General features: G+C 39.0%; 11 protein-coding genes. All 11 read right to left on the reverse strand.

Annotation, left to right across the window (positions count from 1 at the left end; all coding sequences use genetic code 11):
- Entirely contained in the window at positions 1-843 is an 843-nt protein-coding gene (locus tag IPO46_10500) for a LamG domain-containing protein (GenBank protein ID QQS62521.1), read from the reverse strand.
- A gap of 19 nt (positions 844-862) precedes the next feature.
- Entirely contained in the window at positions 863-2,377 is a 1,515-nt protein-coding gene (locus tag IPO46_10505) for a RagB/SusD family nutrient uptake outer membrane protein (protein ID QQS62522.1), read from the reverse strand.
- 18 nt (positions 2,378-2,395) lie between these two features.
- A complete protein-coding gene (locus IPO46_10510; protein ID QQS62523.1) occupies positions 2,396-5,647 on the reverse strand; it encodes a TonB-dependent receptor in 3,252 nt (1,083 codons plus the stop codon).
- Positions 5,648-5,764: 117 nt separating this feature from the next.
- Positions 5,765-6,898, reverse strand: a complete 1,134-nt coding sequence (locus tag IPO46_10515) for a FecR family protein (GenBank protein QQS62524.1) — start codon at positions 6,896-6,898, stop codon at positions 5,765-5,767.
- A 44-nt stretch (positions 6,899-6,942) separates the two neighbouring features.
- A complete protein-coding gene (locus IPO46_10520; protein ID QQS62525.1) occupies positions 6,943-7,551 on the reverse strand; it encodes an RNA polymerase sigma-70 factor in 609 nt (202 codons plus the stop codon).
- Positions 7,552-7,679: 128 nt separating this feature from the next.
- A complete protein-coding gene (gene pyk, locus IPO46_10525) occupies positions 7,680-9,179 on the reverse strand; it encodes a pyruvate kinase (protein QQS62526.1) in 1,500 nt (499 codons plus the stop codon).
- A 26-nt stretch (positions 9,180-9,205) separates the two neighbouring features.
- The gene (gene pfkA, locus IPO46_10530; GenBank protein ID QQS62527.1) at positions 9,206-10,189 is read right to left on the reverse strand and encodes a 6-phosphofructokinase; all 984 of its coding nucleotides are present in this window, start codon (positions 10,187-10,189) and stop codon (positions 9,206-9,208) included.
- 67 nt (positions 10,190-10,256) lie between these two features.
- Positions 10,257-12,032 (reverse strand): arginine--tRNA ligase, encoded by a 1,776-nt coding sequence (locus IPO46_10535; protein QQS62528.1) that lies wholly within the window; start codon positions 12,030-12,032, stop codon positions 10,257-10,259.
- 87 nt (positions 12,033-12,119) lie between these two features.
- Positions 12,120-12,914: an undecaprenyl-diphosphate phosphatase gene (locus tag IPO46_10540; protein ID QQS62529.1), complete on the reverse strand. Its 795-nt coding sequence runs from the start codon at positions 12,912-12,914 to the stop codon at positions 12,120-12,122.
- Between the two features lie 92 nt (positions 12,915-13,006).
- Complete coding sequence (locus tag IPO46_10545; protein QQS62530.1) at positions 13,007-13,285, reverse strand: DUF3098 domain-containing protein; 279 nt, start codon at positions 13,283-13,285, stop codon at positions 13,007-13,009.
- Between the two features lie 93 nt (positions 13,286-13,378).
- Positions 13,379-14,257 (reverse strand): hypothetical protein, encoded by an 879-nt coding sequence (locus tag IPO46_10550; protein ID QQS62531.1) that lies wholly within the window; start codon positions 14,255-14,257, stop codon positions 13,379-13,381.
- Positions 14,258-14,521 lie beyond the last annotated feature (264 nt).

Raw genomic sequence — 14,521 nt, forward strand, 5'->3', positions numbered from 1 at the left:
TTATTTGCCCTTACCCTGCAAAACAATTAAAGATTGAAGTTCGGTTGCGCTTAAAACTTTATCGTAAAACCTCACTTCATCTATTTTCCCCCTTAAATAATCTGCCCAACCTTGTGGCCCGCCTGCGGTGCCTATACTTGGGGAACAGTTAAATTGCTCGGTGCCAAAAATAAGTTTTGTTGCAGTGTTTTGAAATACCAGGTTGCCCAGGCCTGCAGATGTAGTGCTGGCTACAAGCCCGCCTCCCTGGTACACGGAAAATATAGATGTAGCTGCATCGTAAGTAAGGGCAATATTTTGCCATGCATTCCAGGGGTTGGCCAGTACGGGATTGGTAAACCATACTTCGCTTTGGGCTTTTACATGTACTTTAAAAGTGGCACTGTTTGCCGTACTTCCATTTTCATAAAACATATCCAGCGAGCCCCAAAAATCATCATCTTTAGAAATGGTAATTGGGGTAATAATTCCACTGGTGTTTTGGGGTGTGTTGATCCAAAAATCAATGGTAAAGCTGCTTACGGTTTTTATACCAGCCGGTAAATCGCAAATGGCATAAGCATTGGCGCCGCCTTGCATGGCCTTACCTACAAAGCCCGAAGAAAAGCTGGTATTTATGCCAGTAGCTTCTGCGCCGGAAACACTGTCTTTATAATGGCCTTCAAAAGCCCAGTAACCCACTAAATGGCCGGCGCCAATTTCGGATGAAGAGGAATAACCGTTTATGGAAAAAACAGGTTGGTAAGTTTTGGGATCAAATTCTTTATAGCATGACGAAAAAAGAAGGCCACAAACTGCCAGGGCAGGAAGAAGCGCCTTTTGTATCCATAATTTATTTTTCATAATAAGTGTTTTTTATTTATTAATTATATCCGGGATTTTGTAGCAACATGCCGGCACTTAAATCAATTTCTTTTTGCGGTATTGGCCACACTTCATTTTTGTTGGCCTGCCAGCCCAATGGTCCAAATACGGTGCTTGCCCTTCCCTGGCGAATAACGTCAAAATATCGGCTGTCGAAATCCATACCCAGTTCCACCCTTCTTTCATGATAAATAGCGGTGCGAATATCTGATTGGCTGGTAGAAGTTATGGCTGGCAAAGTATTGGCAGGTGCGCCATTGGCTATTGCAAAATCCCTTGCTCTTTTACGTACCAGCTCCAGTGATGCCAATGCATTTGCAGTATTGCCTAATTCGTTATTGGCTTCTGCATTTATTAATAACACATCTGCTAAACGGATAACCCTTATGTTTTGTTCGCTTCCACCAGTAGTGGTATAAGAGGCAAAGGGTATATAGGATTTGTAATTATACATAGGGTTAGTAGCAGTAAGGGGAATTAAATCGCCTTCGGCAGAGGTAAGTCCACGAAAAAGTATGGAGCCAAATTTTCTTGGGTCGTTGGCTTCATAAGCATCGGCAAGGTTTTGGGTGGGTGTGTTAAAGCCCCATCCATTACCATCAAAAGGCCCTCTTGCCTGCTGTATTTGGCAATATTGGCTGTTAGATGCTCCCGGAATACTGGGCAAGTAAGCGCATTGAATTTCATAAATAGATTCGGCGCAATTTTCACCTTCGAGCCTAAACATTTTTTCGTAGTTGGTATAAAGGCTATAGCCCATGCCCATTACCTGCTCGCTGTAATTTTTAGCTTCGGTCCATTTGCTTTGGTAAATAGATATTTTAGCTAAAAGTGCAAGAGCAGCGCCTTTTGTGGCACGGCCAATATTTGCACCGGTATAAGATGCCGGTAAACCTGCGGCAGCTTCGGTAAGGTCGGTTTGTATGGCTGCCCATACTTCTGCCTTTGGTGTACGGGGAATGTTGTATTCGCTTCCACTTACCGGTACATGCAGCCTTAGTGGAACATCGCCAAAGGCTCTAACCAACCTAAAATAAGAATAAGCTCTTAAAAATTTTGCTTCCAGTAAATAACGAGCCCTAAGTGCATCATCCATATTAATATTGGGGATATTATCCAATACCTGGTTGCAATAATTTATTTGCTGGTACATGCCTACCCAAAAATCATTCACCCTATCGTTGGATGATGTAACGGTATAAGTGTCAAACTCATTCATAAAACCATAGGAACCATCGGATGGTTCGGTGCCTGTTGAGGCATCATCGGAACCTAAACTTTCTATGGCCATAGTAGCAAATGCTGAAAACGTCCAGCTACGGGTATTGGCATACATGGCATTAACGGCTGCTGTTGCATCTTCCTGGGTTTGCCAAAACTGTGTTACCGGTTGCTGAGCCTGCGGGGGAACATCTAAAAAATCTTTTTTACAACCTGTTATTAAAAGCGATGCAGATAACAGGATAGATAAATAAGAAGCCGTTACCCCTAATTTTTTGTTTAATATTTTCATGATAATATTTTTTTAAAATTAAAAAGTAAGGTTTACGCCAAAATTATAGGTAGCATATAAAGGATGCACCTGCTGGTCAATACCCGACCTTGAAGGTGAACTTGCCGGAACCTCCGGTGTAAAGCCCCTGTAATGGAACCAGGTAAAAGGATTTTGTGCATTTACATACATCCTTAATTTTGAAATTCCTGTACGTTTTAAGCCGGAAAAGGTATAACCTAATTGTGCGTTTCTTACCCTGAAGTAGCTTCCGTTTTCTACATAAAATGAGCTGGTAACGCTGCTATTGCCCGATGTGGCAACAGAAGGATAAGTATTGGAAGTACCTTCTCCATGCCAGCGGTTATCGTAGTAATCTTTGGTATAATTTTCACCTCCAAAGCGCAATGCAAAATTGCCATTGTAAATTTCTATGCCCGATACTCCTTGAAAATCAAGTGTGAGATCGAAGTTTTTGTAACCAACAGTAGTGTTAATACCATAAATCATCCTAGGATTGGGGTTGCCCAATATTACCCTGTCTTTATCATCAATGGCACCATCGTCGTTTACATCTTTAAATTTAAAATCGCCTGGTTTAGCGCCGGGCTGTATTACGGTGCCGCCGCTGTTTTTATAATTGGCAATATCTGCCGCCGATTGAAAAATACCCACTACCTGCCTGCCATAAAACTGCCCTATAGGCTGGCCTGCCATGGTACGGGAAATTACGCTTGTACCCAGGTATTGATAAATGGGGTTTCCTCCGGTGCTTACTGAAGAAACTTTGTTTTTATTAAAGCCGGCATTTGCACTTACGGTGTAATGCCAGTCTTTATTAATATCATCTTTCCAGGAAACAACCAGCTCAATACCTTTGTTTAAAAAGTTGGCCTGGTTGCCAATTATAGTTCCACTGCTTGTACCTACAGAGCCTAATACAGGGATATCAAAAATTGCATTTTTTGTTTTGCGGCTGTACCAGTCAATTTCTGCATACAACCTGTTGTCGAGCATTGAGGCTTCAAGGCCAATGTCAATTCCTTCGCCCAGTTCCCAATCTGTTTTTGGCGTTACTACAGAGTTGATGCTGGCGCCAATACCTGTGGTACCATCTCCGCCTACATATACCAGTTGGCCTGTTTGCGAAGCCGTAAGTACGGAGAGGTTTGCCGGTACACTCATGTTACCTATTTTTCCCCAGCTTCCTCTTAACTTAAGATTGTTAAAAATTTGCTGACTTTCCATAAATTTTTCATTGCTAATGACCCAGCCCAGGCCAATAGAAGGAAAATAACCCCAGTTGTTGCTGAACTTTGATGAACCATCTGCCCTTAATGATGCGGTTACCATATATTTATCGGCAAATGCATAATTAATTCTTCCAAAATATGAGGCAACCCGGTTGATAGATCCTGCATCGGAAACCGTCATGGTATCGCTGCCTAAGGCAAAATATTGTCCGCCGTTAAAATCGGGTACGCCTCTTCTGTAGGCATTCAATCCATAAAATTTATATTCTTGTGCGCCCTGGCCAGCAAGTATTTTAAAAGAATGGTCTCCAAATTTCCTATCGTAAGTCAAAGTGTTTTCAATAATCCAGTTGCGGTTTTCGCCACGGTTGCGGTTTAAGGCGGTAAAATCGTTCCTGTAGGCAACCGGAACCGAATTGTATTTAGTATAGTGTGTATAATTATTGGTTTCTGCCTGCGAGAAATCGCCGCCAATACTACTGTGAAAGGTAAAATATTTTAGGAATTTTAAATCGCCGTAAATATTTCCGTTCAATTTCCAGGTTTTGGTGTTTTGATCAAAAAAGTCAACGGATGCCTGCGGGTTTTTTTGATTGGCAGTAGCAATATTATAATCGCCGGCGTCGCCATAAGCGCCATCGGCATAGTAAACCGGTACTATTGGAGCTGCATTAAACAGTTCGTAAAAAATACCACCCGGCATATCCTTAGATTTGCTTAAAGATGCAGTAGTGTTTACGCCAAATTTTATTGCTTTAGATAAATGTATATCGTTGGAAACATGTACCGTGTACCTGTCGTAGTTATTGGTTTTTACCAAACCATCCTGGTGGTAATAACCCAGGGAAACATTATAGTTCGATTTATCTCCTCCACCTGTGATAGAAACCTGGTGGTTGGTAACCATTGCCGTTCTAAGAATTTGGTGGTACCAGTCTGTTGTGCCAAATGCAGTAGGGTTGGTATACCTGCCTGCGCTTCCGTTAAGTACATCCAGCTCATTTATGAGTTGAGCATATTGCGGACCGTTTACCATGTTTATTTGATTGGTAACAACCTGAGTGCCCACAAACCCATTATAGTTGGCAACAGCTTTGGCATTTTGCCGGCCTTTTTTTGTGGTAACCAAAATTACGCCATTTGCTGCCCTTATACCATAAATAGATTCGGATGAGGCATCTTTTAAAACACTCATACTCTCAATATCGCTGGCATTAATAAAACTAATATCATCGTACCAAACACCATCAACTACAAAAAGTGGGTTGGTATTACCATACACGGTTCCTACACCTCTTATATTAATTTGAGGAGCAGAGCCAGGCGCACCAGAATTGGTTATTTGCACACCGGCAACTTTTCCTTGCAATGCACTTAGTACATTGGATGAGGCCTGTTTGGAAATTTCATTGCCTTTTATTTGTGTAACCGATCCGGTAACATCTATTTTTCTTTGTGAGCCATAACCTACCACAATTACTTCATCAATTTTTTTAACTGCAGGGTTTAAGCTTACATCAACAACATTGCGGTTGTTAACGGCTACGCTTTGCGTTTCGTAACCAATGCTGCTAAAAACCAGTGTGGCATTGGGTGCAGCATTGATGGTATAGTTGCCGTTTGCATCGGTGCTGGTGCCGTTGGTTGTTCCTTTTTCGGTTACACTTACATTGCCCACGGGCTGCCCATTTTCATCGGTAACTCTTCCGGTTACTAATTGTGTCGTATTTTCATTACTGTAGGCCGGTAGCACCAATACCAGGTTGTTGGCTACCAGTTTATACGTCATGTTTGTGCCATTTAGGAGCAATTTCATGGCTTCTTCAATACCAGCGTTGTTAAAACTGATGTCTTTTTTTTGCTTCAATCCTTCCAATGTGGCATTGTAAGCAAAGCGATAGTAACCATCACGCTCAATAGTTTTGAGCGCTTTTTTTACTTCGGTATTTTTCAGATGCATGTTAATGGTTTGTCCCATTAGTGGATCAGCATTTACCTGTAAAGTGCCGATGAGGAGAAAAATTGCAGCAAGCTTCATAACAAGCAAAGTTTTTTGTAGCGACTTTAGCCAAATGTGCCGGCCGATTAGTGCTTTGTTTTGCATAAACATTTTTTTAAAATTAGAAAAAATTTCGGGGTCATAGGTTTTGGATTTTTATTTAGATTTTATATTGTTTATTCTTTTGTATTTATTGCTATTCTTTAATTTGCCAATTAAAATGTTGTTTCCGTTCATATCGTAATCAAAAGGAACCAGTATTTTTAAAATATCGAGCGCTTCATTAACGGTTTCATTTACAAAGGTTCCGCTCATGCGGTAGTTTTTTATTTCTGCATCGGCAAAATGGATAGTTACATTATACCAGCGTTCCATCAAAAAACCGATGGTTTCAAAGTTTTCTTCTTCAAAAACCAGTTTGTTGTACATCCATGCCGTTTCGGGTATATCCACAATTTTCTTGTCGGCTTTAAGTGTGGTAATGGTTATATCAGACCTTTTAATTTTATTGTATTCCGCTAAAACCTTTTTTTCTTTACCGTTATGCGTTAGTAGGTTTTTTTTGGCAAAAACCAGTTTTTCATTGGGGTTTAAAATTACCCTTGCACTTCCGGGTTCGTTACGTTTTACCACTTCAATGGCACCGTGCAGCAAAGTAGTTTCAATATTGGGTTCGGTTTCGTAATCTTTTACATCAAATTTAGTTCCCAGCACTTTTATGTCTATTACCGAAGTATGTACAATAAATGGTTTTTGGGCATTGTGGGTTACATCAAAATAGGCTTCACCTTTTAGTTCCACTTCTCGTGTTTCTTCATTAAAATTTTTGTGGATAATGAGGGAGGAAGCGGCATTAAGCCACACATTTGTCCCGTCGGGCAAGGTAAGTTGCTTTCTGCTGCCGGCAGGCGTTATTATTTTTGAGGCAAGCGCAGGAACCCTGGTTTGTTCTTTAATAGGTTTTTGGGAAACTAAGTTGTAGCCAAAAATTACTATAGGAATAATTGTTGCAGCAATAGATATGTGCCATTTGAATTTTTTCCAAAACCCAATAGAGGCTTTTTCCCCGGTTTCATTTTTTAAAGTATTGAGTAAATGGTCTAATTTTTCTTCAGTTGCACTTTCTGCAGATGAATAGGGTTGCTGCCAAAAAGATTCTAAGGATTGGGCAATAAAATCGTTTTCGGCATCTTCGGCCAAGATGGCTTTTAATTGTTCTATTTCTTCCGGGCTGGCTTCGCCGGAAAGTTTACGGGAAAAGAGATAATATAGTTTTGACGAATTGTTCAAAGCAGTAGCTTATATGTATAAGACAATAGAAAAAGGGTTTACCCTTAATTGCTTTTAACTTTTTTGTAAAAAAGTTTAAGATCGGGCTTTTTTAGAAAATCGTCTTTCATAAACAGAAAAATCCTTTTGATGGCAAGGGCCATTTGGGCCTCAACGGTTTTTGGGGAGATGTTGAGTATTGCTGCAACCTCTTTATATTTTAAGCCATCTTCCCTTATGAGTTTAAAAACAATTTTGCAGCGTGGGGGAAGGGTTTCTATGGCCTGGTAAATTTTTTTAAAGGTTTCTTTTTCAATAATGCTATCTGCAGGGTTTTCAGTGAGCTCTATGTCAATATCGCCAAAGGGTTCGGTAATATTTCGGCGGGCTTGCTGGGCTATATAGTTGAGGGTAGTATTTTTAATTGCGGTGTATAAATATACTTTCAGGTTTTGGATTTGGGGGGCATTTTTATGGTTGCGCCATATTTTAATAAATACATCTTCTGTTACTTCCTCTGCCCACTGTTTATTTTTACAAATAGAATGAGAAAATTGGAACAGCTTGGTATAATAATGCATGTAGAGTTTGCGAAAAGCACCCTCATCCTGCATAGCAATTAGCGGAAGCAGGTTTAATATTTCATCTTCAGAAATAGGGCAGCCTGATGTCATGTTTTTATTTTACCCTTATGAAGGTACTGTTTTTTACAAAACCAGCCGCTAATCTTTCTCCTTAATAAAATCCAAAACCGCTAAACTTTTTATTATTAAATTTTTTTAATTAAAGAATTTTAAAAGCGTTAATCTACCATAGTAATTTTAATGGTATTGGTATTAAGGTGGAGTTTTACCGGGATGCTGCCGGTATTTACTACAATATCCCCTTTTTTTAAATATCCCCTTTCTTTAAGGATATTTATCTGGTCAAAAATTATATCATCAATACTCACTTCTTCATTATAAAACAACCCACGTACGCCCCAGCTTAAACTCAATTGGTTTATGAGAGTGCGTTCTTTACTAAAAATAAATAAAGGTGATTTTGGCCGGTAGCTACTGAGCATAAAGCCGGTATAGCCGCTTTGCGTCATACCAATAAGTGCATCTGCTTTTGCATCCTGCGCAAGTTTGCAGGCATTGTAACATATGGCATCGCTAATAAAAGAAGGTGAATGTGGTTGCGGCGCAAGTAAATCTTCACGGTTGTAATGGTATAAAGTGCTTTCTACATATTGAATAATCCTTGTCATGGTTTCTACAACCAGTTTTGGATAAGCGCCTGTGGCCGTTTCGCCGCTAAGCATTACGGCATCGGTGCCTTCCAGCACGGCATTGGCTACATCGGTTACTTCGCTACGGTTGGGTTTGGTACGGTCTATCATGCTCTCCATCATTTGGGTGGCTACAATTACCGGTTTTGCCCTGCGTATGCATTTGCGAATAATATCTTTTTGTACAATAGGTACTTGTTCAATGGGAATTTCAACACCCAGGTCGCCACGGGCAATCATTATGGCATCGCTGGCCAAAATAATATTGCGGATATTTTTTACCGCTTCGGGCATTTCTATTTTAGCAATAACCTTAAGCTTGCTGCTTTTTTGTTTTATTCTTTGCTTTAAATCAAGTATATCTTCTTCTTTTCGCACAAAAGAAAGGGCAACCCAGTTAATTTTTTGCTCAATAATAAATTCCAGGTCGGCTAAATCTTTTTCAGTAAGTGATGGTAAAGAGAGGGTGCTGTCGGGAAAGTTTACTCCTTTTTTGGGAAGTAAAGTACCGCCAAGTATAACGCTTACAGAAATTTCTTTTTCATTCAATATTTCTTCTACTTTAATTTCCATTTTGCCATCATCGAGAAAAATGCGTTCGCCCACTATTACATCTTTGGTAAGATTGGGGTAGGAGATATAAATTTTATCTTTTGTGCCCACTTGTTTTTCGGTGGTAAAAATGAGTTTGTCGCCTGTTTCTAGGTGGATGCTTGCATCATGCAGTTCGCCCACCCTTACTTTAGGCCCTTGTAAATCACCAAGGATGCCAATATTATAGGGTTCTTCATTATTAATGCGGGTGATATATTTTATGATGGTTTTCTTATCGTCATTGGTGCCATGGGAAAAATTTAGTCGAAAAACATTTACGCCGGCTTTTACCAGCTCCAGCAGTTTTTCGTAGGTATCGCAGGCCGGGCCAACTGTAGCTACAATTTTAGTTCTTTTTTGGGCGTGTGCAATACCTGCTTCTTTATCCATCTCCTGGTACAGGTATTTGCTTATATTTTTATCTGTTGTATTCATTTACTGGTTTCTTTTTTTTTATTAAATTAGGAAGAAAGGATTTTTACAATTTTCATCCATTCTTCATTAATGCGTTGTTTCTTTTTCACGGCTTCGTTCAACGGTATGTAATTGATGCGGTTATTTACTATACCTACAAATACATTAAACCTGCCTTCCATTAGGCATTCTACAGCGTGGTAACCCATGCGGCTGGCAATTAATCTGTCAAAGCAGGTAGGGGAACCGCCTCGTTGTATATGGCCCAAAATACAAACCCGGGTATCCAGGCCGGGAATTTTTTCTTTAATGATTTTGTCAATATAATCTGCCCCGCCTTTTTCGCCTTCTGCAACAATGATAAGGTTTACTAATTTTTTGCGTTTTTCTTTTTCCTGTAAAGAAGCAATTAGGTTGTCAATATCTGTTTTCTTTTCGGGGATGAGGATATTTTCTGCACCGGTGGCAATGCCGCTGTGCAAGGCAATATAGCCGGCATCACGCCCCATTACTTCTATTATAAAAAGCCTGTCGTGGCTTTCGGCCGTATCTCTTATTTTATCAATTGCCTGAACGGCAGTGTTTACAGCGGTATCAAAGCCAATGGTAAAATCTGTACCGGCAATATCTTTATCAATGGTTCCCGGCAGGCCAATACAGGGAATATCAAATTCATTGCTGAAAGTTTGTGCACCCCTGAAACTGCCATCACCACCCAAAATTACCAGCCCGTTAATACCTCTCTTTTTTAAATTGTTATAAGCTTTTTGCCTGCCTTCTTTTGTAAAAAATTCTTTGGACCTTGCTGTTTTTAAAATAGTACCGCCTATTTGAATAATGTTGGCCACACTGCGGCTTTGCATTTGATGGATATCATCTTCTATCATTCCGCTGTATCCACGCACAATGCCAAATACTTCAATGCCATGGTAAAGTGCCGTACGTACTACTGCTCTTATGCCTGCATTCATTCCGGGGCTGTCGCCACCACTGCACATTACACCTATTCTTGTTACTTTTTTTTCTGCCATAATTGGATTTACATTCTTTATTGTTTATTTATGAATAACAAGCATTTGCGTTTAAAAAAAATTAAAATTACATCCGTTCGGGCACTTTTATACCCAGTAAATGCAATGCGCTTTGCAGCACATTTGCCGTAAGCATTGCCAGCCTGAGCCTGAGTTGTTTTTTTTCATCAGTTTCTGCATGTGCAATGGAATGTCCTGCAAAGAACGAACTAAAAGTTTTGGCCAGTTGGTATGCATATACTGCTATTGCAGATGGGTTGTATTCATTTGCAGCAGCAGTAAGTACAGATGGATATTGTTCCAGTAAAACAACCAACTCTTTTTCCAGCGGTAAAAAAAATCCCCGGGTAATTTCTATTTTAGGTGCTTCGTTTTTTCTTAATACCGATTGTATCCTGGCAAAATTATACTGGATAAAAGGCCCGGTAAAACCATGAAAATCTATACTTTCTGCAGGATTGAAGAGCATCTTTTTTTTAGGGTCTACCCTTAATAAAAAAAACTTTAAGGCACCCAGGCCAATGGTAAGGTACAAGGTCTGTAACTCTTCGGCAGAAAAATCTTTTACTTTTCCCAGCTCATTGGTTTTTTGCGCAGCTTCTGCCTGCATTTCTGTTACAATTTCATCTGCATCTACTACTGTTCCTTCCCGTGTTTTCATGCGGCCACTTGGTAGCTCCACCATGCCGTAGCTTAAGTGATAAATCCCTTCGGCAGCTGGAATTTGCAACTTTTCACAAATGAGTTTTAATACTTTAAAGTGATAATTTTGCTCATCGCCAACTACGTAAATGCTTTTGTTGCACTGGTATTGTTTGTGTTTTTCGAGTGCAAGGCCAATATCCTGTGTAATGTAAACGGCTGTTCCGTCTTTACGCTGCACAATTTTTTCATCTAAACCATCAGCCGTTAAATCAATCCAAACGCTGCCATCCTCTTTTTTATAAAAAACATTTTTCTGCAGGCCCATTTGTACCAGTTGCTTGCCTAGTATATAGGTATCGCTTTCGTAGTACATTTTATCAAAATCGCTGCCAATGGTTTTATAGGTTTCATCAAAGCCTTTATACACCCAGCTATTCATCATTTCCCACAAAGCAATCACATCTGCCTTGCCGGCTTCCCAGTCAATAAGCATTTGCTGTGCTGCTTTTATTAAAGCCGTATTTTTTTCGGCTTCATCTTTGCTCATACCACTATCTGCCAGTTCTTTGGCCTGTTTATTATGTTCTGTTCCAAACAATACGTAATAATCGCCAACAAAATGATCACCTTTTGTATTGGTGCTTTCAGGTGTACTGCCATTTGCGTAAAGTTGCCAGGCAACCATACTTTTGCAAATATGGATGCCACGGTCGTTTGCAATGGAGGTTTTAATTACCTGGTAGCCGTTGTATTTTAAAATTTCTGCAATGCTCCAGCCTAAAAAATTGTTTCTTAAATGGCCCAGGTGAAGCGGCTTATTGGTGTTGGGGGATGAATATTCCACCATTACTTTTCCTGTATGGATTGATTTTTTGCCGTAAAAAGTATTGCTGTAATGCTGTTGTAAAAATTGATGCCAATAGCCCTCAGCGATGCTAAGGTTTAAGAAACCTTTTATAATATTGAACCCGCTAAATAATTCAGAGTTTTGCTGTACCAATGCATTGCCTAATTCATTGCCCAGGGTATCGGGGCTTTTGCCGGTTTTTTTTAAAAGGCCAAATAACACAATAGTATAATCACCATCAAATTCTTCTTTTGTTTTATTTACCTGGAAGTCGTTTTCGGTTACCGCAGCACCAAAAAGCCCGCAAAGCGTTTTGGCAGCAGCTTTTTGAATGGATTCAACAATGTGCATAAAGCAAAAATAACAATAACCAGCCGATTGAAAAAAATATGTATGATTTACACATTAAATGGTTCAAAAGCAATGATTTTTTAATAATCAGGCAGGTAAATAGCCTTTGTAAATAAGCGTCAGGAGGAGTATGCCTAAAATAATACGGTAAATGCCCCAAACCTTAAAGCCGTGTTTTTGCAAAAAACCAATAAAAAATTTAATGGCAAGGAGCGCAACTATAAAGGCTACAATATTACCTATAGCCAGCAATTGCAGCTCATTGCTGCTAAACCCGCCATTTTGTCGGTAATATTTAAATAATTTATAGCCAGATGCAGCCAGCATGGTAGGCACGGCTAAAAAAAATGAAAATTCTGCAGCTGCATAACGTGTTAATTTTTGCTGCATTCCGCCAATTATGGAAGCTGCGCTGCGACTTACCCCGGGAACCATGGCCAGGCATTGCCAGCAACCTATGATAAAGGCTTTGATAAAGGAAATTTCTTTTTCGTTGTGGATTTCATTTTGGGTAAAAACTTTATCAATAAAAATTAAAACAATACCGCCAAGCAATAAGGCTATTGCTACGGTAGTGCTGCTATTCAGCAGGGCATCAATTTTTTTAGAAAACAAAAGGCCCAGTACCATAGCTGGTATTACGCCTATGGCAAGCTTTAAGTAAAAGTTGATATTTTTAAAATCGAAGAATTTTTTGCGGTAAAGTACCAAAACCGATAAAATGGCGCCAAGCTGAATAGCTACGGTAAATACTTTTACAAAATCAGTTTCTTCCACACCCAAAAGTTTCTCGGTAATAATCATGTGCCCGGTACTGCTAATGGGGATGTATTCTGTAATTCCTTCTACAATAGCAATAATGATGCTCTCAATAATATTCATACGCAGTAATTAAAATTAAAAAACCGGTTTAAAACCTGAAATAAAAATTCAAATTTATAAACCGGTTAAAAAATGTTAGGCATTTTAAAATATCAGTCGGTTTTTGATTTTTTCATTATGGCATAAATCTCAATTACAAACCCTGCAATAATTAATAACGGCGCTAAGGTTATACGAATGGGGCTGTACACTTCTTTAGGGTCAAACACCTGAGGATTGGTACCTTTACCGCCGGCCATTAAAAAAAAACCTACGGCCAGTACCGCAAGGCCAATCAGCATCCATTTATAATTTTCTTTAGTAAACAACTCTATATTGGCATGAGATTCCTTATGTGTTTTAGGTGAAATTTCTGGTTTGTTTTTTGACATAAACTTGTTATTGAGGCTGCAATATAACTTAAGGTTCCAAAAGTTCCAAAACTTGGCCTGTACTGGATTTAATAAGTATCGGTTGCAGCCTTGTTAATACAATTCGTCCAGCTTCATTTTTAAATATTTAATAACTGCCCTGTGCGTGCTTATCACCGTAATGGTAATACCCAAAATAACTATTAAGATACAAAGGAATAAAAGCCCACGGTTATCGTGCAATAATTTAAAGTCGGGAATAAATTTTTCAATGAGTATCACAGAACCCAAAACAGCAACAATAGCAATAGCAGAGGCAATTAGCCCGTTTATAATAGCTCGTTTATTCAGCGGTTTGGAAATAAATCCCCTTGTGGCACCAACCATTTGCATAGTTTTAATCAAAAACCGGTTACTGTACATTGCCAGCCTTATGGTATTATCAATAGATATAACCACAAGTACCGTTAATAAAATAGCTGCAATAATAAAAATTACGGCTGCTGTTTTTACAAATTTACTTACCTGCGTTAAAGTTTCGGTGGGAAATTGAAATTCGCTGATAACGCCTGGATAATAGTTTTGTAAATCCGCAGCAAGTAAGGCGAGGCTGTCTTTATCAACATGGTCGGCTTTTACATAAAAGTCAATACTTTCCGGCAAAGGATTGTTGGATAAAAACTGTTTCCAGGTAGTATCGTTTTCTGCATTCCATTTAGCAATGGCTTTTTCTTTGGTAACATATTCTACACGGTTAGCATAGGGTAAAGCACTGATGTATTGGGTAAGGCTGTCAATTTGAACCTTGGGTGCATCCCTGTTTAAATAAGTGTGCACCTGTATGCTTTCTTTAAAATAATCGCCGGTTTTACGCAGGTTTAGGAAAAACCAGCCAACTATTCCAAATAAAAAAAGCACTAAGGAAACACCAATTATTGCATAGATATAACTGGGTTTGCTTTTTGTACCGGGAGCTTTTCCAAATTGAGCCATAGTTTTTTTAATTTATTAATTTTTTCTAAGGAGATATGGTTGCCGCTATTATATTTTTACCTCACAAATGAATAAAGTAATGTTATTTTCAATGTAACCCCATTCATCATTCTCTATTATTAACGCCATTTGCAGCAAAAATAAAGGATTTTAACTGCTTTGCTTTAAATTTGCGGCTTACAAAAAAATTGAGATTGCCTGTCAAATATATTTTTATAGAACTATAGTTACGCCTATTGTTTTGTTAAAATACTATTTAATAAA

The sequence above is a fragment of the Chitinophagaceae bacterium genome, assembly GCA_016699815.1.
Taxonomy (GTDB): domain Bacteria; phylum Bacteroidota; class Bacteroidia; order Chitinophagales; family Chitinophagaceae; genus Ferruginibacter.

Excerpts from the sequence above, each read along its gene's own strand:
- IPO46_10500 (QQS62521.1), bottom strand. The coding sequence starts at position 843 with ATGAAAAATAAATTATGGATACAAAAGGCGCTTCTTCCTGCCCTGGCA.
- IPO46_10550 (QQS62531.1), bottom strand. The coding sequence starts at position 14,257 with ATGGCTCAATTTGGAAAAGCTCCCGGTACAAAAAGCAAACCCAGTTAT.
- IPO46_10545 (QQS62530.1), bottom strand. The coding sequence starts at position 13,285 with ATGTCAAAAAACAAACCAGAAATTTCACCTAAAACACATAAGGAATCT.
- IPO46_10540 (QQS62529.1), bottom strand. The coding sequence starts at position 12,914 with ATGAATATTATTGAGAGCATCATTATTGCTATTGTAGAAGGAATTACA.
- IPO46_10535 (QQS62528.1), bottom strand. The coding sequence starts at position 12,032 with ATGCACATTGTTGAATCCATTCAAAAAGCTGCTGCCAAAACGCTTTGC.
- pyk (QQS62526.1), bottom strand. The coding sequence starts at position 9,179 with ATGAATACAACAGATAAAAATATAAGCAAATACCTGTACCAGGAGATG.
- IPO46_10520 (QQS62525.1), bottom strand. The coding sequence starts at position 7,551 with ATGACATCAGGCTGCCCTATTTCTGAAGATGAAATATTAAACCTGCTT.
- pfkA (QQS62527.1), bottom strand. The coding sequence starts at position 10,189 with ATGGCAGAAAAAAAAGTAACAAGAATAGGTGTAATGTGCAGTGGTGGC.
- IPO46_10505 (QQS62522.1), bottom strand. The coding sequence starts at position 2,377 with ATGAAAATATTAAACAAAAAATTAGGGGTAACGGCTTCTTATTTATCT.
- IPO46_10510 (QQS62523.1), bottom strand. The coding sequence starts at position 5,647 with ATGAAGCTTGCTGCAATTTTTCTCCTCATCGGCACTTTACAGGTAAAT.